This is a genomic window from Tenacibaculum litopenaei (genome assembly GCF_964514025.1).
In the GTDB taxonomy this organism is placed as follows: Bacteria; Bacteroidota; Bacteroidia; order Flavobacteriales; family Flavobacteriaceae; genus Polaribacter; species Polaribacter litopenaei.
On sequence record NZ_CAZEQT010000008.1, the window covers coordinates 1 to 23,815 of the forward strand.

The 23,815-nt window shown below is 38.6% G+C and carries 24 protein-coding genes; 15 read left to right on the plus strand and 9 right to left on the minus strand.

The genetic code is table 11. The annotated features are described in order from the left end of the window. Positions 1–358 precede the first annotated feature (358 nt). The 5 genes from thrS to ACKTS5_RS17820 all read left to right on the plus strand — a co-directional run bounded on the left by thrS (position 359) and on the right by ACKTS5_RS17820 (position 4,251). Positions 359–2,305, plus strand: coding sequence for a threonine--tRNA ligase (gene thrS, locus ACKTS5_RS17800; protein ID WP_408045241.1), 1,947 nt, complete (start codon positions 359–361; stop codon positions 2,303–2,305). A gap of 78 nt (positions 2,306–2,383) precedes the next feature. Next, positions 2,384–2,902 carry a translation initiation factor IF-3 gene (gene infC, locus ACKTS5_RS17805; RefSeq protein ID WP_408045320.1) on the plus strand — a complete coding sequence of 173 codons (519 nt, stop codon included), beginning with the start codon at positions 2,384–2,386 and terminating at the stop codon, positions 2,900–2,902. A 35-nt stretch (positions 2,903–2,937) separates the two neighbouring features. Then, complete coding sequence (gene rpmI, locus ACKTS5_RS17810) at positions 2,938–3,135, plus strand: 50S ribosomal protein L35 (RefSeq protein WP_028891165.1); 198 nt, start codon at positions 2,938–2,940, stop codon at positions 3,133–3,135. Between the two features lie 96 nt (positions 3,136–3,231). Then, a complete protein-coding gene (rplT, locus tag ACKTS5_RS17815; RefSeq protein WP_408045242.1) occupies positions 3,232–3,576 on the plus strand; it encodes a 50S ribosomal protein L20 in 345 nt (114 codons plus the stop codon). A 90-nt stretch (positions 3,577–3,666) separates the two neighbouring features. Further along, positions 3,667–4,251, plus strand: coding sequence for a tRNA (guanine-N1)-methyltransferase (locus ACKTS5_RS17820; RefSeq protein ID WP_408045243.1), 585 nt, complete (start codon positions 3,667–3,669; stop codon positions 4,249–4,251). Between the two features lie 68 nt (positions 4,252–4,319). Here ACKTS5_RS17820 and ACKTS5_RS17825 read toward each other — a convergent pair whose 3' ends face one another. Further along, positions 4,320–5,450 carry a histidine decarboxylase gene (locus tag ACKTS5_RS17825; RefSeq protein WP_408045244.1) on the minus strand — a complete coding sequence of 377 codons (1,131 nt, stop codon included), beginning with the start codon at positions 5,448–5,450 and terminating at the stop codon, positions 4,320–4,322. 148 nt (positions 5,451–5,598) lie between these two features. Between ACKTS5_RS17825 and ACKTS5_RS17830 the strand changes: the two genes are divergently transcribed. Continuing rightward, complete coding sequence (locus ACKTS5_RS17830; protein WP_408045245.1) at positions 5,599–6,063, plus strand: Lrp/AsnC family transcriptional regulator; 465 nt, start codon at positions 5,599–5,601, stop codon at positions 6,061–6,063. Positions 6,064–6,129: 66 nt separating this feature from the next. Further along, positions 6,130–8,142: a ComEC/Rec2 family competence protein gene (locus tag ACKTS5_RS17835; protein ID WP_408045246.1), complete on the plus strand. Its 2,013-nt coding sequence runs from the start codon at positions 6,130–6,132 to the stop codon at positions 8,140–8,142. 8 nt (positions 8,143–8,150) lie between these two features. Here the strand turns inward: ACKTS5_RS17835 and ACKTS5_RS17840 are convergent, their stop codons facing one another. The 4 genes from ACKTS5_RS17840 to ACKTS5_RS17855 all read right to left on the minus strand — a co-directional run bounded on the left by ACKTS5_RS17840 (position 8,151) and on the right by ACKTS5_RS17855 (position 14,029). Continuing rightward, positions 8,151–8,687, minus strand: coding sequence for a thioredoxin family protein (locus ACKTS5_RS17840; protein ID WP_408045247.1), 537 nt, complete (start codon positions 8,685–8,687; stop codon positions 8,151–8,153). A 92-nt stretch (positions 8,688–8,779) separates the two neighbouring features. Then, entirely contained in the window at positions 8,780–10,372 is a 1,593-nt protein-coding gene (locus ACKTS5_RS17845; RefSeq protein ID WP_408045248.1) for a peptide MFS transporter, read from the minus strand. A gap of 68 nt (positions 10,373–10,440) precedes the next feature. Continuing rightward, a complete protein-coding gene (locus ACKTS5_RS17850) occupies positions 10,441–11,871 on the minus strand; it encodes a peptide MFS transporter (RefSeq protein WP_408045249.1) in 1,431 nt (476 codons plus the stop codon). A 10-nt stretch (positions 11,872–11,881) separates the two neighbouring features. Then, complete coding sequence (locus tag ACKTS5_RS17855) at positions 11,882–14,029, minus strand: S9 family peptidase (RefSeq protein ID WP_408045250.1); 2,148 nt, start codon at positions 14,027–14,029, stop codon at positions 11,882–11,884. A gap of 146 nt (positions 14,030–14,175) precedes the next feature. Here ACKTS5_RS17855 and ACKTS5_RS17860 point away from each other — a divergent pair, with 146 nt between their 5' ends. From ACKTS5_RS17860 to ACKTS5_RS17875, 4 genes are read left to right on the plus strand one after another with little or no spacing between them, the layout of a single operon-like run. After that, positions 14,176–15,447, plus strand: coding sequence for a hydroxymethylglutaryl-CoA reductase, degradative (locus tag ACKTS5_RS17860; RefSeq protein ID WP_408045251.1), 1,272 nt, complete (start codon positions 14,176–14,178; stop codon positions 15,445–15,447). 1 nt (position 15,448) lies between these two features. Continuing rightward, positions 15,449–16,399, plus strand: coding sequence for a GYDIA family GHMP kinase (locus ACKTS5_RS17865; RefSeq protein WP_408045252.1), 951 nt, complete (start codon positions 15,449–15,451; stop codon positions 16,397–16,399). Beyond that, positions 16,396–16,833: a GNAT family N-acetyltransferase gene (locus ACKTS5_RS17870; protein ID WP_408045253.1), complete on the plus strand. Its 438-nt coding sequence runs from the start codon at positions 16,396–16,398 to the stop codon at positions 16,831–16,833. The genes ACKTS5_RS17865 and ACKTS5_RS17870 overlap by 4 nt, the downstream gene beginning before the upstream one ends. Positions 16,834–16,836: 3 nt before the next feature. Next, complete coding sequence (locus ACKTS5_RS17875; protein WP_408045254.1) at positions 16,837–18,063, plus strand: BaiN/RdsA family NAD(P)/FAD-dependent oxidoreductase; 1,227 nt, start codon at positions 16,837–16,839, stop codon at positions 18,061–18,063. Here ACKTS5_RS17875 and ACKTS5_RS17880 read toward each other — a convergent pair. The 4 genes from ACKTS5_RS17880 to ACKTS5_RS17895 form a co-directional block, all read right to left on the minus strand. Next, positions 18,052–18,285, minus strand: a complete 234-nt coding sequence (locus ACKTS5_RS17880; protein ID WP_408045255.1) for a hypothetical protein — start codon at positions 18,283–18,285, stop codon at positions 18,052–18,054. The genes ACKTS5_RS17875 and ACKTS5_RS17880 overlap by 12 nt on opposite strands. A gap of 67 nt (positions 18,286–18,352) precedes the next feature. Next, the gene (locus ACKTS5_RS17885) at positions 18,353–19,240 is read right to left on the minus strand and encodes a DUF6624 domain-containing protein (RefSeq protein ID WP_408045256.1); all 888 of its coding nucleotides are present in this window, start codon (positions 19,238–19,240) and stop codon (positions 18,353–18,355) included. A 10-nt stretch (positions 19,241–19,250) separates the two neighbouring features. After that, a complete protein-coding gene (locus ACKTS5_RS17890; protein WP_408045257.1) occupies positions 19,251–20,297 on the minus strand; it encodes a serine hydrolase domain-containing protein in 1,047 nt (348 codons plus the stop codon). Positions 20,298–20,345: 48 nt separating this feature from the next. Beyond that, complete coding sequence (locus tag ACKTS5_RS17895; RefSeq protein ID WP_408045258.1) at positions 20,346–20,720, minus strand: MotA/TolQ/ExbB proton channel family protein; 375 nt, start codon at positions 20,718–20,720, stop codon at positions 20,346–20,348. Between the two features lie 206 nt (positions 20,721–20,926). Here ACKTS5_RS17895 and ACKTS5_RS17900 point away from each other — a divergent pair, with 206 nt between their 5' ends. The 4 genes from ACKTS5_RS17900 to mvaD are packed head-to-tail and all read left to right on the plus strand — an operon-like array spanning position 20,927 to position 23,801. Beyond that, complete coding sequence (locus ACKTS5_RS17900; RefSeq protein WP_408045259.1) at positions 20,927–21,751, plus strand: sensor histidine kinase; 825 nt, start codon at positions 20,927–20,929, stop codon at positions 21,749–21,751. Next, on the plus strand, positions 21,717–21,995 hold the full coding sequence (locus tag ACKTS5_RS17905) for a LytS family sensor histidine kinase (RefSeq protein WP_408045260.1): 279 nt from the start codon (positions 21,717–21,719) through the stop codon (positions 21,993–21,995). The genes ACKTS5_RS17900 and ACKTS5_RS17905 overlap by 35 nt, the downstream gene beginning before the upstream one ends. Beyond that, positions 21,985–22,686, plus strand: a complete 702-nt coding sequence (locus ACKTS5_RS17910; RefSeq protein WP_408045261.1) for a LytR/AlgR family response regulator transcription factor — start codon at positions 21,985–21,987, stop codon at positions 22,684–22,686. Before ACKTS5_RS17905 ends, ACKTS5_RS17910 begins: the two co-directional genes overlap by 11 nt. Positions 22,687–22,721: 35 nt before the next feature. After that, entirely contained in the window at positions 22,722–23,801 is a 1,080-nt protein-coding gene (mvaD, locus tag ACKTS5_RS17915) for a diphosphomevalonate decarboxylase (RefSeq protein ID WP_408045262.1), read from the plus strand. Positions 23,802–23,815: the final 14 nt, after the last annotated feature.

Consider the following 23,815-nt stretch of genomic DNA (forward strand, 5'->3'; position numbering starts at 1 on the left):
CTGCGTTTTTCCGTTAGCGGGTGCAAATATAGAAGCTCTTTTTGAATTGACAATGGGTTTTTGCTAATAATTTTAGCTCAAAACCTCCGGTAATCGCTCAATTATTTAGCCAACAACCACTTACCTCCTTAAAAAAAATACTCATTGTCTCAAACACACTCTTTACTGAACGCTTCTCTGCAAATACCCTCAGGAAACTACATCCTTCTTTACTATTATTACACGATACAACACTCTTTGGATTCTCTTTTATTATTTATCATTAATATAATTGTTCAAAAAGCGCTTTTACAATATCTTTGCAGCTCGAAAATTTCCACTTGTAGGGAAATTAAGTATAACTATATATAACATAATAATGATTAAAATTACATTACCAGACGGAAGTGTCAAGGAATTCGAAGTGAATAGCACGGCTATTGACGTGGCAAAAAGCATTAGTGAAGGGTTAGCTCGCAACGTAATATCAGCAAGTTTTAACGGAACCACAGTAGAAACGACCACACCTTTGACCACCGATGGGTCATTAGTTTTATATACTTTCAATGACGATGCTGGAAAAAAAGCATTTTGGCACTCGTCTGCTCACGTTTTAGCACAAGCTATCTTAACATTCTATCCGAATGCTAAATTAACTATTGGACCAGCCATTGATAATGGGTTCTACTACGACTTAGATTTGGGTGAGGACACACTCTCAGAAAAAGACTTCCCTGCGATCGAGAAGAAATTCTTAGAACTCGCTAGAGAAAAGGCGGAATTTAAAATGCGTTCTATTTCGAAGGCCGATGCTCTTGCCTACTATCAGGAGCGCAACAACGCTTATAAAGTTGAGTTAATAGAAGGATTAGAAGATGGAGATATCACATTTTGCGACCACAGTGACTTTACTGATTTATGTAGAGGAGGTCACATTCCTCACACTGGTTTGATTAAAGCCGTAAAAATCATGAACGTCGCTGGTGCTTATTGGCGTGGAGATGAAAAAAACAATCAATTAACTCGAGTTTACGGAATCTCATTCCCTAAACAAAAAGAATTAAAACAATATTTAGAGCTTTTAGAAGAAGCTAAAAAGCGTGACCACCGAAAGCTAGGGAAAGAATTAGAATTGTTCACATTTTCTCAGCGCGTAGGACAAGGACTTCCTTTATGGCTTCCTAAAGGAGCTGCATTGAGAAACAGGTTGGAAGACTTTTTAAAGAAGGCACAAAAGCAAGCTGGATATGAAATGGTGATGACACCACATATCGGGCAAAAAGAACTTTACGAAACATCGGGGCATTACGCAAAATACGGGGAAGACAGTTTCCAACCAATCACTACGCCAAAAGCGGATGAGGAGTTTTTACTCAAACCTATGAACTGTCCACACCACTGTGAAGTATTTGCTTATAAGCCTTATTCTTATAAAGACTTACCTAAGCGTTTTGCAGAATTCGGAACTGTTTATCGTTACGAGCAAAGTGGAGAACTCCACGGATTAACTCGTGTACGCGGGTTCACGCAGGATGACGCACATATTTTCTGTACTCCTGAGCAATTAGACTCAGAATTTAAAAACGTGATTGACCTTGTACTTTACGTATTTGGATCGTTAGGCTTTGAGAACTTCAAAGCGCAGGTATCGATTCGTGATATGGAGAACCTGGACAAATACATTGGAGATAGTGACACTTGGGAAATTGCAGAAAACGCGATTATCAACGCAGCGAAGGACAAAGGTCTTGACTTTGTTATCGAAGAAGGTGAGGCGGCATTCTACGGACCTAAGCTTGACTTTATGGTAAAGGATGCTTTAGGAAGAAGCTGGCAATTAGGGACTATTCAAGTTGATTACAACTTACCTAAGCGTTTTGAATTGACCTACAAAGGTGCTGACAACCAACTTCATAGGCCTGTAATGATCCACCGTGCACCTTTTGGTTCCATGGAGCGATTCATTGCAGTTTTACTCGAGCATACGGGAGGTAAATTCCCACTTTGGTTAACTCCTGAGCAAGTTATTATACTGCCAATCAGCGAGAAATATCAAAATTATGCCGAAAAAGTTTTACATTTGTTAGAAAATTCCGAAATTCGCGCCCTCATAGACGATCGTAATGAAAAGACAGGTAGAAAAATTCGCGATGCCGAAGTGAGTAAGATACCGTTTATGATTATTGTAGGTGAGAAAGAGGAAGAAGAAGGTACAGTTTCTGTAAGGAAACATGGAGAAGGCGACTTGGGATCGTTTAGTACGGAAGCATTTATTTCATTGATAAATGACGAAGTAAGCAAAACCCTAGTTCCTTTTGGAAAGTAAGTAATAAATAGATAGTAATTTTTAAATTTTAACGTCATAGCTATTAAAAAAAGAGGTGGTCGTAGACCAGCCAGAATCATTAAAGAAGATCAGCATAGAATCAACGAAAAGATTAAATATGTTGATGAAGTACGTCTCGTAGGAGATAACGTAGAAGTAGGAATTTACTCATTAGCAAAAGCTAAAGAGATTGCTCGTGAACAAGAATTAGACTTGGTAGAAATTTCACCAAAAGCGAAGCCTCCTGTTTGTAAAGTTATCGATTACAAGAAATTCTTGTATGAGCAAAAGAAACGTGAAAAAGCTTTAAAAGCAAAAGCTACTAAGGTAGTTGTGAAAGAAATTCGTTTCGGCCCTCAAACTGATGAGCACGATTATGAATTTAAAAAGAAACACGCTATCAAATTTTTACAAGATGGAGCAAAGCTGAAAGCGTTTGTATTCTTTAAAGGTCGTTCAATCATCTTCAAGGAACAGGGGCAAATTTTATTATTAAAATTAGCACAGGAACTCGAAGAATACGGAAAGGTTGAGCAAATGCCTAAATTAGAAGGTAAGCGTATGATTATGTTTATAGCTCCTAAGAAGACGAAATAATAGAATTATAAGCAAGATAAAAACGCAAAACAAAGATGCCTAAAATCAAAACTAAATCTAGTGCCAAGAAACGTTTTAAGTTAACTGGTTCTGGAAAAATCAAAAGAAAGCACGCGTTTAAGAGTCACATCTTAACAAAGAAGTCTAAGAAACGTAAGCTTGCATTGACACACGCTACATTAGTACACAAGTCTGATGAAGCAAACATTAAGCAACAATTAGTATTAAAATAAACTAAGCGTTCGCTAGGTAGTAAAATTAATTATTAACCATGGAGTTAGGCTCAACAAGTACTTGAAAAAGTCGCCTACTACAAAAACATTTGAATTATGCCAAGATCAGTAAATTCAGTAGCTTCAAGAAATAGAAGAAAGAAAATCTTGAAGCAAGCAAAAGGTTACTTTGGACGTAGAAAGAACGTATACACAGTAGCAAAGAATGCGGTTGAAAAAGGAATGTTATATTCTTACAGAGACCGTAAAAACAATAAGAGAAATTTCCGTTCATTATGGATCCAACGTATTAACGCTGGAGCACGTCAGTACGGAATGTCTTACTCTCAGTTTATGGGGAAAGTTAAAGCTAACGAAATCGAGTTAAACCGTAAGGTTTTAGCTGATTTAGCTATGAACCACCCAGAAGCTTTTAAGGCCATTGTAGAGAAAGTAAAATAAGTTTCACAACCTTGCTTATACTAAAAACCCAAACGTATCGTTTGGGTTTTTTTAAACAAACTATTTACAGCTAAATAAATTAAACTATTTATGAGATTATTGAAAATCATCGTATTTTTTTCCCTTAGTTTCATGGCCTTTGCCCCACAAGCAATGGCACAAAATTCAAGCGGTAGCGTCCGAGAACAATTTGAAGAACTTTATAAAAAATCAGGAAGTTACCAACAGTATAAAGTTGTTAAGAAAACAGCCTTTACTCAAATTCAGAAAAACGTTTTAGACAGTATAAAAGGGCTAAAGTCAACGATTAAAAATCACCGAACTAGCCTAGACAAACAGCAAAAACGCATCGGTGAATTAGAACAGCAAATCAACTCACTCAACAATCAGTTAACCAGTTCTTCTGAGAAAGAAAATTTAATTGATTTCTTAGGTCTAGAACTGACGAAATCAAAGTACAAACTCACTGTTTGGATTTTAATTTTCAGCTTACTCGGATTATTGTTGTATTTTATCTACAGTTATAAAAATAGTAACACGGTTACTAAAGAAACCAAACAACTCTACGAAGAGATTGAACAAGAGTTTGAACAGCACAAAAGGAAATCACTCGAGAAAGAACAGCAACTGCGTCGTAAGCTTCAAGACGAAATTAATAAGCAACGCGGTGTATAAACGCCAGAATAAAAAAACGCTCCACATGGGAGCGTTTTTTATTGAGATAAACTTCTACGAATCTTATACTAGGCCATAACCTCTAATGCTGCTGTGTTATGTTCACGTATTTCTTGCTCTAAATCCATTAAAAAAGCATCGATTCGTTCTTTCTCTAATCCTGGTACACAAATAATATGTGCTATATCATTCTCTGATGCCAGTTGGTACTTTTCACATATTGCTTCTGATGGTTTATCGAAAACTACCGTCAGGGCTTCTTTGTTTCTCCAAGCGTTCCCTCCTAGCTCATTTAACTTTTCTTCGGTATACTTCGCTAACTGTTGCGAATTTTCTACTCTCTTTTTAAGTCCTTCCATTCCGTGTTTCTCTAAAAAGGCCCACAGGAATAACGGGGTAAGTCCATTTCTCGAACCCGTAATTGTTGTATCCAAAGTTCCCACGTAGGAAATGGAATTCGCGATCCTATTTCTATGAGCACGTTTGCACATTACAATTCCACAAGGTATGGGACCTCCCATGAACTTATGACCTGAAATCGCAATACTATCTACTCCTTCTGCAAAATCAAACTTTGGTTTTGGCGTAACAAATGGAGCAATAGTTCCCAAGAAGGCGGCATCACAGTGGATGTAATAATCTTTAATTGCATATTTACGGATGATTTCTTTAATTCTGTCTAAATCGTCTACTGCTTCCGTCATGGTAGTTCCGATATTTAGGAAAAATACAGCCGGTTTATCACGGTGAATTGTCAAGATTTGTTCGAGATCTTGGTAATCTATTTCTCCATTATCTTGACTTCTAACTACAATATTTCGCATATTTAACAGGTGTAAGTTCTTTTTTACACTGTAGTGCGTCGATTCACTGTAATAAACAACAGCCTCCGGAAAACATTCCCTCGCTAAGTACAAGCCATACAAGTTTCCTTCAGTACCTCCATTGGTTACATATCCCCAAACATTATCAATTGACGTTGACAACATCTCGGCAAAGAATTCAATACAACCTTGCTCCAACTCTTTGGTATCAATTGATAAGGTTGAGCTCGCTTCTGGATCTCCCACGTTATTAATACAGACATCTAAAAACGGAGCAAACTGACTATATGAAAAATCTTTTGCTAATGGATATCCTAAAAACGCATCGGAACTTTCTTTAATTCTCGTGTATATTTCTTGTATTTTGCTCATCATAAATAATTTCTGATTCAAATTTAGTAGTAAAGAATAAAAAACCAAAACCACCCCAAGTCTTAAGTATTTTTTACTAAAAAACACGCTTTAAACAAAAAATAACTACTTTTACATTTGAGTATTTTAAGCTTTTACAAAAAATAATACTATGATCAACTTAGATAAAACGGATTTAAAAATCATTGAAGCACTACAAAAAGACGGAAAACAATCGATAAAACAGCTAGCGCAACAAATAAACTTATCCATAACTCCGACACATGAGCGAATTAAAAAGATAGAAGCTAGTGGAATTATTGAAAAATACGTTGCGATAGTCAACCCGGAATCTCTGGGAAAAAATCTTATTGTCTATTGTCAAGTTACTTTGGTTCAACACGAGGAAAATGCATTTAAAAAATTTGAAGATTACGTAAATTCCATTCCAAAAATTGTCGAAGTTTCCTATATCGCTGGGAGTTTTGACATCCTACTTAAAATTATTTTAAAGGATATGAAGGAATATCAAAATTTTGTTCTGAAAGAAATGTCCCAGTTAGAAATCATTTCGAATATCCAAAGCTCCTTCGTTATAAAACAGATTAAGAATGACACTTTAATAAGCGTCGATTAATCCACAGCTACCATTGCTTCATTCACGGTATTACTTTTCTGAGAAGATTAGTACCTTGAAAAAGCTATGAAATTTTTAGTTAATTATTATCCATTTTACCTACTTGTATTCTACGTTATTGGCGACCTTTTACAACAAGAATTACGAGTTTTCAAATCAGCTGTTTCCATAGGTGTTAGCTTCGCCTGTTGTTCCGCTTTGGTCCTATTTTTTTCGTTTAGAACACAACGTACTCCTTACTTTCTGCTAGGAGCAAGTGTTTTGTGCTCTCATTTAGCTATCCTATTGGTATTCCATCAGGCACCTGAACACAAACCTCTTTATTTTAAAAACCAATTGCAAGCAACCAATTACCTGAGCCTTAAGGTCAATAGCATACTGAGGAGCACAGCACGGTACCGAAAATTTGTTGCCACCGTACAGCAAACCAATGGAAAACCTAGCATAGGCAAAATTCTATTGTACCAAGCACTTGACGATACTCGACAACTGCACTCAGGAAGTATTCTCTATGTTAAAGGAACTCCCATTCCCCTGAGAGATCCTGTAAATCCAAGTTTATTTAATTATCGTAAACACCTCGCCAAACAACATATTTATCATCTACTTAATATAAAATACCTACCCTTCATTGCTAGGTCTCCTTCTGAATCGAATTTAGGTATCCATGCCCTACATTTCCGTGACAAATTACTAGAGCAGCTACGAACTCAACTTGATACTAGCATAGTATACCCAATGACTAGCGCGCTATTATTGGGAAACCGATACGCTATGAACCCCCAAAGTATTAAAGCCTATCGGCAAGCGGGAGCGGCACATATCTTAGCAATATCAGGGCTTCATATCGGAATCCTCTCCCAACTACTGCGCTTTTTCCTTCAATTAATTTTCGGTCAGCGTTCTTATCAACTCCTAAGAGTTTTAATTCTCATACTCCTTTTAGGAATCTACGTTTACATTTCTGGAGGAAGCCCATCTGCAATTAGGGCCTGGACTACCCTGAGTTTTATCTATATTAGCCGAGCTTTTAAACGCCAAGTGCATTTGGCCCAGCCCTGTATACTAGCCATGCTGGTATTACTCATCGCCAACCCGACGAACTTGTACAACACCAGTTTTCAACTGAGTTTTTTGGCCGTAATTGGGATTCTAGCAATCTACCCCAGGCTATCCAACCTTTGGACTCCAAAAAATTACGTACTCAAAATCGTGTGGAGTTCTTTTTCTATTTCTATCGCAACTCAAGTCGTTCTTACTCCGATTATCATATTCTACTTTCATGAATTTTCAACCGTTTTTTGGTTGACCAACTTATGTATCCTTCCTTTTTTAAGTGCCATATTAATTATAGGAACTTTCCTTTTGATTTTTACTTCCCTTATGACTCCTCCTGAAGTATTACTTAACACCTACAGCTATTTATGCCGAGGACTGCATCAGTTACTCATGAGTTTGGGTAGCCACGATACCTTTATTATTTCAAACTTAGTTATCTCTAAAACTACAGTACTACTTTTATACCTTATCGAGCTACTGCTTTACCTCCTACTCCTTAACTACAGTCAGCTCAAAAGTTATCTTTTATTAAGTGCTGTTCTTCTCTTACAACTTGGCGCTATTTACCAGAAGAGCATACGAATCCACGCAAAGCGCCTTATCGTATTCCACGAGCACTCAAGCAGTATGATTGGCATCCAAAGGCAGGGGGTAACAACGCTATACTGCAGTGACAAGATTCCTAATCCCCTAACAGTTCGCAATTATCAACTATGGTCAGCAACTTCCATACGATACCAAAAACTAGCCGCTGCCTACTTCATTCCAAATCACCTTATTTTCATCGTGGGAAAATCAGGCATCTACCCTACTGATTACAGTTCCAATTCCATTGTTATCCTGAGACAAAGCCCTAAGATACACCTTGAAAAGTTACTCAAAACCCTCCGGCCTAAACTAGTTATTGCCGACGGGAGCAATTACAAAAGTTATATCAAGCGATGGAAAAAAACCTGTAGACAACAAAAAACGCCTTTTCATGCTACTGCAGAAAAAGGCGCTTTTGTATTATCGTTTTAAACTCAGTATTAAATTGAGCTCTTAAAATTCTTTTCAAAGTCTTTCCAAGAGGTATTCTTATAATTTTCTTTGCTAAAATACGCCAAGATGATCTCAAAACGCTTTTCTTTAACATACCCAGGAACATTTTGGAGGAGTTGTTCATCCTTATTTAAAAACGCCGTTGAGGGATAACTCATTTGACCGTTCATGATAGCAGCGGCCAACTCGTGATATCCACGTCTTCCTTGTTTTTTAAAGGTATAGGTTCTTCCTTTGTAGGTAATATCCTTTTTTTCTTCCCCGTTCAATTTCACCGGATAATAATACTTATTTACCATGGCTACAATCACAGAATTCTGATAGGTAGAATCATCCATTACTTTACACCAATGACACCAATCGGTATAAATATCAATTAAAATAGGTTTAGGATCCTTCTTATTTTTTTCGACGGCTTCTTCAAAGCTCAGCCAATTAATTTTCGAAGTCTTTTTGGTGGCATCCTGTGCTTGCGCAGTAAAAGTTAGTAGTACAACTACAAATGATATAATAAAAGTTCTCATGATTTGTTGGTCTCAATATCTATTCCAAATTTACAAAAAAACCCGTCAAATATTAAAATTTCACGGGTTTGCTAAAAATATTGTGAACGGTCTTATTTTACACCGTGCATTAATTTCTTCATCATTGGTGTCAGAATCATCAGTAATATTCCTGCTCCAATAGGCACCAAGGTGAATATTAAGAAGAACGTACTCATATCGTATTGGGCAGTAATTTTATCAATCATACCTCCCATCGATCCAGCTGCTTTGTTCCCCATACCTACTGCGATATACCAAAGTCCGAACATCATTCCGATTTTAGTAGCAGGTACTAACTTTGAAACGTAAGACAATCCAACTGGTGATAAACAAAGTTCACCAATCGTATGCAAGAAGTACGCAATGATCAACCAAATCATACTTACAGAAGCCGTTTGCGCTCCTTGCGGAATCGATGCTGAACCATAAGCTAAAGCACCAAAACCTAAACCTAACAACACTAATCCCATTCCGAACTTTACCGTTGCTGGTGGGTTAAACTTACTTTCCCAAACCTTAGAAACTAACGGTGCGAAAGCAATGATATAGAATGAATTTAAAATAGAGAACCACGATGCTGGAACTTCTGTTTTCACATCACTAAATTGATTTTTTAACATCCAGAATACGATGGCCCAAATAATAATGAAACTCGTTCCTAAAAAGATGTTTGACAGTGCATATTTAGAAAACGTAATTTTAAATAATTGGAAAAGTACATAGGTAATAATCAACAAAGGAACTACTGTTAACAAGGTATTCGCTACTCTGAATATATTGGCAGCATCACCTTCTAGTACTCTGTTGGTATAATCACTCGCAAAAATAGTCATCGACCCTCCTGCTTGCTCGAATGCCGCCCAGAAGAATACTGTAAAAAAGGCTAAAATACCCACTACAATATAACGATCGCGTTGTACATTTGCTGGTACAGGCTCGTCTTCAATAAGAGCAGTTGTTTCTTCTTCTCCACCGATCGTTTCAATCTCATCAGATGAGTTTACCGTTTCAGAAGGTGCCAAACCGATGTTCCCAAAAATTCCTTGAGCAAACCAAAATTGTAGCATTCCGAAAAACATGAAGATTCCTGCAAGTCCAAAACCATAGTGCCATCCTGCTGTTTCACCAACGTAACCACACAATAGAATTCCGATAAATGCTCCTGCATTTACTCCCATATAGAATATGGTAAAGGCTCCATCTTTTTTATCTTGTGCATACTTGTAAACACCGTTAATAATCGAAGTAATATTCGGTTTAAACAATCCATTTCCTGCAACTAAACATCCGATTCCCATATACAAACTCCAAGGTGTATTCAATGCCATGGTAGCATGTCCGATCGTCATTATCAGTGCCCCTAAGGCAACTGCTTTTCTATATCCTAGCAATTTATCAGCGAGTAAGCCTCCGAAAATTGGCGTAAGGTACACCAACATGGTATAGGTACCGTAGAGCCCTAAAGCATTTTCACGCGACCATCCCCAACCTGGGTTATCTCCTGTAATGGCAGACGTTAAGAACAATACTAAAATTGCACGCATTCCGTAATACGAGAATCGCTCCCACATTTCCGTAAAAAACAGCACAAATAATCCCGACGGGTGTCCCATCAGTAATTTACGATTCATTTCAGAACCTTGAAATCTAATACTTGTATTCATATATATCTAGTTTATAAACATAACAAACCTCATAATTATAAAATTATGAGGTTTGTTCTTTACTTTATTTAATTTTTATCTGCTAATTCGAATCCTTCTGCTTCTTCATAATTCGTACCTGTAATATCTTCAGCACCATGAGTTAATCGTTTTAATGGCTTTAAAATAGCTAGAATTAACAGTCCAAATAAGGTACAGAAAATTGCGATTCCTGTAAACACTTGGAATTCTCCAGCTCCTTCTGACAACTCTCCGACAAAACCGGCTACTTTATTTCCAAGTCCTGTTGCCGCGAAGTACGCTCCCATCATAAAAGACGCGTATTTAACCGGTGCTAATTTCGTGATAAACGAAAGTGCCACTGGCGAAGCACACAATTCTCCAATTGTATGAAATAGGTAGGCCAATACCAACCAAATCATCGCTGATTTTTCGGTAATTGTATCTCCATCCATTACTACCTCCATACTCGCTTTACTCATAAAAAAGAAACCGAATCCCATGATAATAACTCCAATAGCCATTTTAAACAATGACGATGATTCTTTCCCTTTTCTTCCCCATTTCGTCCAGAATCCCGCTACTGCAGTCCCGAGTACAATAATGAAAAAGGCATTAATAGACTGGAATACTGCTGCTGGTACTTCATTACCGATCATTGGTAAAGAAAAAGACAACATTCTATCTGTCTTTTGCTCCGTATACAAACTCATCAATCCTCCAGCTTGTTCAAAAGCTCCCCAGAACACGATAATAATCAAGAAAGACAAGAACATTACGAGCATTCTATCTTTTTCGACAGAAGTCAATGGTTTACTCATCAATTCTTTATCGGGAGAATCTTTTTTCCCTAAAAACTCACCTACGCCTTCTAGGTATTTCATCCCGAACATGTACACGAGCTGTCCGAGTGCCATTCCAATTCCAGCCAATCCAAATCCGTAGTGCCATCCCCATTTTGCGGCCACAGCTCCTACTAATAAAGCTCCTAAAAAAGCTCCTAAATTAATTCCTATATAAAAAATATAAAATCCGGTATCTCTTCGGTCGTCTCCTTTTTTATACAAACCTCCTACCATCGTTGAGATATTCGGCTTTAAAAATCCAACTCCGATCACGATTAATACCAATCCAGTAAAAAACGCCCATTGCGCATCAATTGCTAAGACTCCGTGTCCTAAACAGAGCAATAAACCACCGAGCATTACGGCTTTCTTCTGTCCAATAAATTTATCGGCAATCCACCCACCTGGGATAGAGGTCAAATACACGAACATCGTATAGGTACCGTAGAAAGACAAGGTTTCTGCATTGGTCCATCCGTAGCCCGATTGCGGATCTCCTAGAAGTACAGGAGCTGCTAAAAACAAGGTTAATATTGCTCGCATTCCATAATATGAAAAGCGCTCCCACATCTCTACAAAGAAAAGCACATATAGTCCTACCGGATGCCCCAAGAATTCATTTTCTGAAGGCCGTTTAATTACTGAATTCGCCATAAGTTATATTTTATAAATTGTTTTTAATAAAGTTGGTCATTTTAGTATACAGGTGATAACGTGTATTTCCACCGTAGATTCCGTGATTTTTGTCCGGATACATCGCCCAGTCAAACTGCTTGTTTGCTTGGATGAGGGCTTCAGCCATACGGTAGGCATTTTGAACATGTACATTGTCGTCACCGGTTCCATGTACTAATAAATACTTTCCTTTTAACAATTCAGGATAATTTAATGGCGAGTTATCGTCATACCCCTTTGGATTTTCCTCAGGAGTTCTCATATAACGCTCTGTATAAATTGAGTCGTAAAAACGCCACGTAGTAACTGGAGCTACTGCGATGGCCATTTTAAACACCTCGTTTCCTTTTAATAAACAATTGGTACTCATATGACCTCCGAAAGACCATCCCCAGATACCTATGCGGTTTCCGTCTACGAAAGGTAATTTCGCCAACTCTTTTGCTGCCGCAATTTGATCTTCCGTTTCGTGTTTTACCAAGTTCATATACGTAACCTTTTTAAAATCACGTCCTTTGTATCCCGTTCCTCTTCCGTCAACACAAACAACGATAATTCCTTGTTGTGCCAACATTTGATGCCAGTAATCGTTTGAACCATTCCAACTGTTGGCAACACTTTGCGAACCAGGACCAGAATATTGATACATGAATACTGGATACTTCTTGTTTGCATCAAAATCAGCAGGCTTAATCATGTACATATTGACATCATTACCGTTTATATTCAGAGTAGAAAACTCCTTTTTAGACAATTTGAAACCAGCTACCGTTGCTTTCAGTGCCGCATTGTCTTTAATAGTTTTCAACACCTTTCCTTCCTCATTTCTCAAGGTATACACTGGAGGTGTATTGGCATCAGAGAAGGTATTGATAAAGTAGTGCATATTTTTACTAAAAGAAGCTCTGTTTGTCCCTGACTTTTCACTTAATAACTTTTTGTTTTTTCCGTCAAGTGCGATGCTGTAAACTCCTCTATTGATCGATCCATTTTCAACAGATTGATAAAAAATCGTATTTTTTTCCGTATCAATTCCGTAGTATTTAGTTACCTCCCAAGGTCCTTTAGTAACTTGGTTGATTAGATTTCCGTCTTTACCGTAGTGATAGATATGATTAAATCCATCTTTTTCACTCGTCCAAAGAAAGCTATTGTCTGCAAGGAAAGTCAAATCATCAGTCACATCAACATAAGCTGCATCTTTTTCGTTTAAGATCATTTTACTGCTATAGTCCTCTGCATTGACAAAGTACATTCTTAAATCGTTTTGATGACGATTTAGGGTACGCACTGATAAAACAGCTGCTTCTTTAGTCCATTTTATGCGTGGAATATACTCGTATTCTCCCACTGTAATTTCAGCGGTCTTGTTAGATCCCATAGTAAAGATTCGAAGACTCACCTTTGCGTTAGCCTCTCCTGCCTTAGGGTACTTAAACACGTGTTGACTTGGGTATTTTCCCGTACCGTACATATCCATCGAAAACGTTTTCACTTGACTCTCATCAAAACGCAAATACGCTAGGTGCTTACTATTAGCACTCCACTCGAATGCGCGTACAAATCCGAATTCTTCTTCGTACACCCAGTCTGTAATTCCATTAATAATTTCATTTTTCTTTCCATCCGTAGTGATTTTGAACACTGTTTCGTATTCAGAAAAATCTTTAATGTATAAGTTATTGTCCTTTGCGTAGGCAATTTTTTTGCTATCCGGAGAAAAGGTTGGTCGTTGAATATCCTCACCGATTAGGGACAATTTTTTTGTTGCGATATCGTACAGATAATAGGTACCTAAAAACGAACGACGGAAAATTTGTTTGAAGTTCAGTCCTAAAATTAATTTGGTTTCATCGTTGTTAAATTGATACGATTGAAAATACTGTAATTTTTCCAAATCTTTACTATCTACAATCGTCGCCACTTTTTCCAGTGATTCATAACTGTATTTGTCAACGGAAGAGCTTCCGTTTTCATAGTTTAAAAGCGAATAAAAATCGCCATTCATCGAATTCAATGAATTCATGTAATCGGCTCTAAACGTGCCTTTTTTCCATATATCCTCTAGAGTTATATCTTTTTGCTGGGCTTGCATAACAGAAGCAACTCCAATAAAAAATATTAACAGTTTTTTCATATTTAGTTGTCGTTTAAATAAAAAGTTTGCCAAGTTTACGGAAAATTCATTAAAATTTGATTGAAAAAGCTTAGAAATATATACAAACAAAGCGATTTTAACAGGATTCAATTATCTTTGACCCCACTAAAAAATATCAAGAGCGAATGTCTAAAGTGATTTCAGGATTTTCCAAACTTACGAAGGAAGAAAAAATACAGTGGTTAACCCGTAATTTTTTCAATAATGAAGACCAGGTTCACACAACCATACGACAGTATTGGAACTCCGACGAAGCCCTACAACAGCTTCACGACGATTTTATAGAAAACACCATTACCAATTTCTATATGCCTTATGGTATTGCTCCCAATTTCATTATCAACGGAAAAGAGCACGTAATTCCTATGGTCGTTGAGGAGAGTTCTGTGGTAGCAGCAGCATCGTTGGTGGCAAAATTTTGGAGTACTCGAGGCGGATTTAAAACTCGTGTTATTTCGACCACCAAAATTGGACAGGTACACTTTATGTATGAGGGTGACAAAGCCGAATTACAACAGTATTTCGAAACGCAAAAACCTCAGCTACTCGAAGCAACAGCTCCCATTACCAAAAACATGGAAAAACGAGGCGGTGGTATTCAATCAATTACCTTGGTCGACAAAACAGCTTCCCTACCGAACTATTATCAATTACACGTTACTTTTGAAACGGTTGATTCTATGGGGGCCAACTTTATCAACTCTTGTTTGGAAGCCATGGCTAAACAGTTCAGAAAAGACGATATCGAAATTGTCATGAGCATACTCTCAAACTACGTTCCTGACTGTGTCGTTCGTTCGGAGGTTTCTTGTAAAGTCGCCGACTTAGGAGGTGATGATCCAGAAAAATTCGCCAGAAAATTTGAACAAGCAGTTAAAATAGCAGAAATAGAACCCTACAGGGCTGTCACCCATAACAAGGGAATAATGAACGGAATTGACGCGGTTGTACTCGCTACAGGAAATGATTTCAGAGCTATTGAAGCTGGAGCTCATGCTTACGCTTCAAAATCGGGACAATACAGCAGTTTAACACATTGCGAAATCAAGGACGGTATCTTCACCTTTTGGATAGAAATTCCATTGGCCTTGGGGACCGTTGGTGGATTGACCGCACTACACCCGATGGCCAAGCTATCTTTAGACATGATGGGAAAACCAAGTGCACGCGAACTTATGGAAATTATGGCCACTGCTGGTTTGGCACAAAACTTCGCTGCTTTAAGAGCTTTAACCACCAAAGGTATCCAACACGGGCATATGAAAATGCACCTCATGAATATATTGAATCAGTTAGGAGCCACAGCACAAGAAAAAGAAAACATTAGCAAACAATTTGAAAATCAAACGGTTTCTCACAGCGCAGTTGTAGAGGCCTTTCATAAATTACGCAGTTAAATTGGAGAGATATTACAGTAACGGGAAATTATTACTTACCGGGGAGTACTTGGTATTGGACGGAGCTCATGCCCTAGCGGTTCCGACCGTATTTGGGCAAGACTTAACTGTTGAGCCCATCAATGACCCTCTGTTAATTTGGGGGAGTTTTACCGCTGATGGTACCTGCTGGTTCGAAGCTCAATTTGAGTTACCCAAACTGCGATTGCTCTCGGCAACCTTTGATTCTAGTTGCGAAGGCAGCTCAGAATTTATTGCCGAAACACTGCAAAACATTCTTCAAGAAGCCAGGAAATTAAATCCAGCATTCTTAAACTCTGATCAAGGGTACCTCGTAAAAACGCATTTGACGTTTCCGAGAAACTGGGGGCTAGGAAGTTCGTCTACCTTGATTAATAATATTGCCACTTGGGCAAAAGTAGATGCTTTTAAACTTTTGTGGAATGCCTTTTCAGGCAGCGGTTACGACATTGCTTGTGCCCAAAATAACAATCCAATACGTTACAAATTAACTGGAGAACAGGACCCCAGTACTACAGAGGTTAGCTACCGTCCTGAATTTGCAGATACGTTGTTTTTCGTATTCCTCAACCAAAAACAAAACAGTAGAGAAGGCATTGCTCGCTACAAGGAAAAACGCCATGAGATTCAGCGACACTTGACCACTGTTGATGCGCTTACCGAAGCCTTTATACAAGCTAAGAATGTTGATGAACTCTCAGAAGTTATTACCGAACACGAAACACTGATAGGAAATATCATTCAACAGCCTACTGTAAAAGAGCGGTTATTTACGGACTACCACGGAGCCGTAAAAAGCTTAGGTGCCTGGGGTGGTGACTTTGTGTTAGCAACAGGCGACAGTACTAGTGTTTCCTACTTTAAAGAAAAAGGATATACTACGGTAATACCCTACACAAAAATGATACTGGGTTACGAACAAAACACATGATACGACTTTACACTCCGCAAGACCAACCGCAACTCTTAGCCTTAATAGATAGGTTAATTCCTTCTGCATTCGCCAAAGAGGAACGTCGGGATTTTGAAACCTACCTCAACGAGGGCAGAGAAGATTACTTTGTGTACGAACACGAAGGAAAACTCATTGGAAGCGGAGGAATAAACTACCTAAAAAACGCCAAAACTGCGCGATTATCATGGGATTTGGTACATCCTGATTTTCACGGCAGCGGTATTGGATCACAGTTAGTACAACACCGCATTGCGCATGTAAAAAAAGCAAAGCAATATGCTATATTGGAAGTACGAACCTCACAGGTAGCCTTTCAATTTTATCAAAAGTTCGGATTTCAAACCCTACAAATCACCGAGAATTACTGGGCTGAAGGATTCGATTTATACCATATGACTCAAGCGTTATAGCACATGAAAAAAGTAATTATCATTGGCGGTGGTGCCGCAGGCTTTTTTACCGCCATCAACTTAAAAGAGCAGCTTCCAACTCTTGAAGTAACCTTGTTAGAAAAGGGAAAAGAAGTACTCCAGAAAGTTAAAATCTCTGGAGGAGGAAGGTGCAATGTTACCCATGCCTGTTTTGATCCCAAAGAGCTCGTTACCTTTTATCCAAGAGGACAAAAAGAACTCTTAGGTCCTTTTCATAAATTCATGACTGGTGACACCTTTGAATGGTTCGAATCCAAAGGAGTTCCTTTAAAAATTGAAGGTGACAATCGCGTATTTCCGGAAGCGAATAGCTCGCAAGCCATCATTGACTGTTTTCAAAAATGCGTTCGAGATTTGCAAATTACCGTCCACAAAAATCAGGGAGTCCTCACCGTTGAGCAACTCGAAAATCAGTGGCAGGTACAAACAAAAACAACCACCTATCAAGCCGACTTTGTAGTCATGGCTGCTGGAAGTAGTAAAAAAATTTGGGACCTGTGTCACGACCAACTCAACCACCGTATTGTACCACCAGTTCCCTCGCTCTTTACTTTTAATATCAAAGATCAACGCCTCGTAGATTTAGGAGGAATTTCTGTTCCTCATGCAAGTGTAAAAATTTTAGGAACCAAACTGGAAAATGAAGGTCCCTTACTCATTACTCATTGGGGATTGAGTGGCCCTGCTATTTTAAAACTCTCCGCTTTTGGTGCTCGAATTTTGGCCGATAAAAACTACCAATATCAAGTAGAGGTAAACTGGTTAGGACTTCCTACTGAACACATCGAAGAGCAATTGATCAATTTAAAACATACCGAAGCAAAAAAACTCATTTCCCTACGTTCGCCTTTTTCTGAGATTCCGAGAAGACTTTGGGAACGTCTTGTTACAGCGGCAGGGATCCGCTCAAATCAAAAATGGGCAGACCTCAGCAACAAGCAACTGCAGCAACTAAGTACAGCACTAACTAAAAGCACTTTTAACGCTAACGGAAGAACCACCTTTAAAGAAGAATTTGTAACAGCTGGAGGTGTTGACCTCAAGGAAATTGATTTCAAACACTTCCAAAGTAGAATTCACTCCAATCTCTATTTTGTAGGTGAAGTCTTAAATATCGATGCTGTTACTGGTGGATTCAATTTCCAAAATGCATGGACAGGCGGCTTTATCTGTGCTCAAAGTATTGCACAAAAATGCCTAAGCCAATAAACCTCGGTGGGGCTTTAGTGCATCTCTAAATGTTTTCATGTGTGCTTCATCAACAATAATATAAGCGATGCTGTGCATATCGTTCAGGGTTTCGTGTGCAACCTCGTGAAACGGCAGGTTATCAATGGCTGCAAACTCTTTGAGGTGGATACAGTGATGCTTGGCTGTTTCCAATCCGTCAGGACCTTTAAAGTCCCAGACTAACTTGATCTTTCTATTCAAAATCTAGAAGTTTATAAATTCCAGACAAAAATACCCATTTTAAAAAAATGGGTACCTATCAATACACTTATTCTTGTGGAATTGTCCACTTGAAATTAATTTTTCGTTTTAAATACACTGCAAGAGGCTCTAAACCTATGGCTTTTCTACGCGCGTCCACACTACTCGGATCCGCTACTGGAAAGGGCTCCAGCTGACGATTACTTCCATAGCGAAATTGCATCCCATACCATTGTTCTTTTCCCTGGTTCACCAGTATCCTATCGTAAATTTTAGCGTATTCTAAACAGCTTCCTTGCTCGCTTTCACAAGCCTTTTTCACCATTGGTAAATACGCTACTCGCACACTATCTTCCGGGTGATGGTTGATTACTAATAGAGGAGCATCGGCTGCCAACTTCCCTACCTGATCATATCGCGGCCATCCGTACTTTTTAAGTAACTTCTTTAACTCCATAAAATTCTCTGTCGTTATCTTCTTTTTCTGTGCTGCGATCGGATAATACCAATGTGGCACTTCCCCTGTCTTTGCAAACTGTGCTTTTGCCATATCCAACTGATAATCGAAGGCTTGATCTTTCATAATAACGCGCAGCAATAACCTTGCATAGTCAGGATTTTTTAGCTGTTGCTTTGCCAATTGCCGCTTTTCAATTGCGATCCAGCGTTGGTCACTCGTGAGTGCTCTTAAATCATTATCTGCCAAAACCCAAAGCGTGGAGTCTTTCTTTAATGCTCTATCTAAATAGGTAAATGCCTTTTCTACGCGATGGGTCAAGGCATATGCACAAGCTAAATTATACGTGTTCCTAGCATTCTCCGGATCCGTACTATAGGTCATTTCATAAGCTGTGATGGCTTTCTCAAGCATTCCTTTTTTTCGGAAGGCATCTCCCTTTTGCTGTGCTCGTAACATCAACGAGCAGCAGCAAAAAAATAATAAGAAATATCTCATACTACCAACGTTAGCCCTGAGAACTCAAGAAGATCTCCAATACTTGAATCGCCGTAGGTGTCATCTGAACATTGGAAGCATTAAAGGTCATCGCTACTGTTATTTGCAACTGTGGAATACTAAAAACCACCGCCTTGTATCCGTCGATAGCACCGTCATGACCAATTACCTGTAAGCCTTTGTAATTCATTACCGACACTCCCATTCCCATTTCTTCTTCCGGTGTTAGCATGGCTTTCAAACTCTTTGAAGACAACAAACTTCCCTTCAGTAAATGATGGTAAAAATGCGTAATTTCATCAGCCGTACTCACTACTCCTCCAGCTCCCATGGTATTGGCTAAACAGGTCGTTTTAGGTACTGCTTCCCAGCCACTTCCCCCATCGTAATAAGGCAATGCGCTGTTTTGAGATGCAAAGGCCTTCATGGCAAATCCAGTTTTTTTCAGTTGAAGCGGTTTTACTATGGCACGGTGAAGCAAGGTACCAAAATCAAGACCACTCACCTTTTCGGCAATATAAGACAACAACAAGTAATTGGTATTAGAATAGGCCGTTTTGGTATTTGGCGGAAATACGACTGCATGGTTTGCGATCCGCGTCAACATTTCCTCCTGAGTTCTTCGCTGCCTAACCCAAGTATGAAAACCTTCTCCTTGGAGTACATCAAATAGGCCGCTGCGATGCTTTAATAAATCGATCAAGCGAATTTCTGAAGCATTGGGCAAGGATGGAAAAAATCGGTCCAAGCGCTCCTCTAGCGTAAGCTTCCCTTGATCTACCAACTGTAAAATCAATACTGCTGTATAGGTTTTAGAAATTGAACCAATTTTATACACCGTAGTTTTATTGGCCTCTTTTGGTGGCTGTAACCTCGCTTTGCCAAAAGAGTACTGATAAACGGGGTTTCCGGCTTGCCGAACACTCACCGTTCCCATGGCTTTCTCGCTAGAAGCTAGCTCATTAAAAAAGGCGTCCAATTTATCTTTTTGGAATGCCTGTAGTTGTCCTATGGACGCAGCAATCCATACTCCGAAGAATAGTACAATTTTATTCATAAGTCGTTTTCGTTATTTAATCAGTAAAAAGTTAGAAAAAAGTAAAATTTAGTTGTTCTTGTTCTTTAAAGTCAAGCCCAATAATCCCAATCGAGCGATTAAGAATACCAGCATCCCGAAAGAAGGGGATAACAAACCGATCTTCAATCCTCCAGCGAGCACTTCAAAAGAGGTTCCTCCACTTATGGAAATAGAATCAAAAGCCGAAATCAAGCCCATCATCATTCCTAAAAACCCCCAAACTAAGGCAAACAAGCTCAGGTGACTCACAATTTTAGCCAGCTTTTGGCTTTGTTCTTCACTTAGAAACGCTTTACCGAGCAACAGTATACACATTACTAACAACACTAAAAGCGGATACATAAAAACAGGGCCTCCTTCTGTAAGTCTCGTAAAAATACTTCCCATAAAAACAGTAATCATTTTTTTTAATTTTAAAGTTATACCTCAAAACTACTCAGCATCACAACGCTTTTGATTTATTTGCGACCTTCACAAGTAAAACTGCGATAAACGACCAATTCAACAATTGTGAAGGTAAATATACGCGCTTCCAGTCAAAAGCAGTGTAAATTTGGTTATTCACCGCAAATAATCCGTATCTACCACAAAAAGAGTATTATTGCATTATGACCCGTTTTTTAACACCTATTCTCAAACGTAGCTCAGAAATACTCATCCATATTGGTTTTTGGATTGGAGTCTATTTCTTTTACACCTATTTTTTAGGATACGGTAGTAATAATACCGCTTATGTTAATCACTTTTCTTGGTTTCTGTTGCCTGTAACCATCCTGATGAGTTATTTTTTTCACTGTTACCTCATCCCTAAATACTTGCACAATAAACAACCAGGTCTGTTTCTTCTCTACAGTTGTTATACCCTGATCATTTCATTCTTCCTGATAGCCATTTCCATACTTTATGGCTTTGTATTCTCACATCACTACCTAGAGCAAGAGAGTGTTTTACCACTCACCAAAGGCCTCGTCTTTATTATCCTTGTTGTGTACTTAGTGGTATTCATCAGCATAATACTTAGTTTTTTACGACTCCAATTGCTAACAGACAAAAAAAATGAAGCCGTAAAACATCAATTTCTCGCTACGCAATTACAACTTAAAGATCAAGAATTGCGATTTTTAAAAATGCAAATTCACCCTCATTTCCTTTTCAATACCTTAAATACGATGTACGGATTTGCTTTGAAGAAGGCCGATGAAACGCCTGATATGATTTTAAAACTATCTCAGTTACTCGATTATATACTGTATCAGATTGAAAAGCCTACTGTTTCCCTTGCCGATGAAATTCAACATATCAAAAATTACATCGCCTTAGAAAAAATGAGGTTTCAAGAGAGTTTACAAATCGACATATCCACACCTCAGCTCAAGAGCTATCAAGAGATTCCCCCCCATGCTCTTTTTACCCTTTGTAGAAAACGCTTTTAAACACGGAAGTAGAATAGACGGTGTGCTACAAGTAAGCATTTCTTTATTGTTACTCGACAATCACTTGGAGTTTACTGTGGTGAACAGCACTCGTAACCAGCACTCTGATCACACCGGCATTGGACTCGAAAACATTCGCAAACGCCTAAAGATGATTTTTAAAGACACGTATGACTTACAAACGGAAAGAGTTGCCGAAACATTTACTGCCACCCTTAAAATCCCGCTTAGCAATGACCTCTAAAATTACCTGCATACTCGTTGATGATGAACCTATGGCTCGCGAAATTCTCAGTACTTATATCGCCAAAACACCTCAACTCAAATTACTCGCTGCGTGTTCTAGTGCCACTGAAGCCTTAGAAGTGCTACAATCCACACCTGTAGACCTCATTTTCCTGGACATCAACATGCCAGAAGTTTCCGGACTCAGTTTGGCCAAAGCGATTCATCAACAGACTCAACTAATATTTACAACAGCATACCGGGAATACGCCTTGGACGGTTTTGAGCTAAATGCTATCGACTATTTGCTAAAACCCATAGCCTTTGACCGCTTTTTAACCGCTATCAGAAAACTCTCCATTCCCAAATCGAATCGCTCTGAAGCTACGGGGATTTTTGACGACTTTATGTTTGTCAGAGCGGACCGCAAAATGATCAAAGTCAACTTTCAGGATATCATTTATATCGAAAGTCTCAGCGACTACCTAAAAATACACTGTCACTCACAAACACTTACCATAAGAGAAACCATCAGTAATATCGAGCAACGGTTACCTACACATCAGTTTCTGCGTACCCATCGATCGTACATCATCAGTATTCCCCAAATACTTTCGTATACAAACGAATATATTGAAGTCGTGCAAAAGGCCATTCCAATCAGTAGGAGTTACAAAGAAATTGTCCTACAAAAACTGGAATCTTTTTAGACGGAAAAGGGTTATATTTGTCAAAAATTTTTACTTTGAACACAGCTGATTTTATTTTCAATACTGACGAATACCACATCGACGAAGCACATTATACCTGGCGTACTCCTAGTAATATCGCCTTGGTAAAATACTGGGGAAAGAGCGACCCTCAGCTCCCAAAGAATGCTTCAATTAGTTTTACGTTAAACAATTGTCATACTACTACGAGTATTCGTTTTTCAAAAACAGCTGCAAAGGAAGAAGCACAGTTTGAATTGTTTTTTGAAGGAGAGAAAAAAGAAGACTTCAAACCTAAAATCGCAAAATTCTTTAAACGCATTCAAGAGTACTGTCCATACGTGCTTCAGTACGACATGCACATTGAATCGTCAAATTCGTTTCCACACAGTAGTGGAATAGCCTCTTCTGCGAGTGGAATGAGTGCCATTGCCATGTGTTTAATGAACTTAGAACAAGCTCTGAACCCTGAAATTTCAGCAGACTACCTAAAACAAAAAGCCTCTTTCTTAGCTCGATTAGGCTCGGGTAGTGCCAGCAGAAGTATCGAAGGGCCATTAGTAGTTTGGGGTACTCACGAGGCTGTAGCAGGAAGTTCTGATCTTTTTGGTGTTCGATTACCTAATGCTGTACACCCTGTATTCGAAGACTATCAGGATTGTATTTTACTCGTTGATAAAGGTGAAAAACAGGTGTCGAGTACCGTTGGGCATAACTTAATGTTCAATCATCCGTTTGCTGAGCGAAGATTTGAGCAAGCCAACGACAATTTAGCCGAACTCTTGCAAGTATTGGCATCAGGAGACCTCGAGAAGTTTATTAGTATCGTAGAAAGCGAAGCGTTGACCTTGCATGCAATGATGCTAACCAGCGAACCGTACTTCATACTCATGAAACCCAATACCCTAGAAATTATTCAACGTATTTGGGAATTCAGAAAAACTACTGGCAGTCATGTTTGCTTTACCCTCGATGCAGGAGCAAATGTTCACGTACTGTACCCAAAGTCTGAAAAACAGCAAGTTGAGTCATTCATAAACACCGAATTGTTAAAATTTTGCCAAAAAAATCAGTATATTTGTGATAATACGGGTTTGGGTGCACAAACCATTTAACAATTTAATTCCCT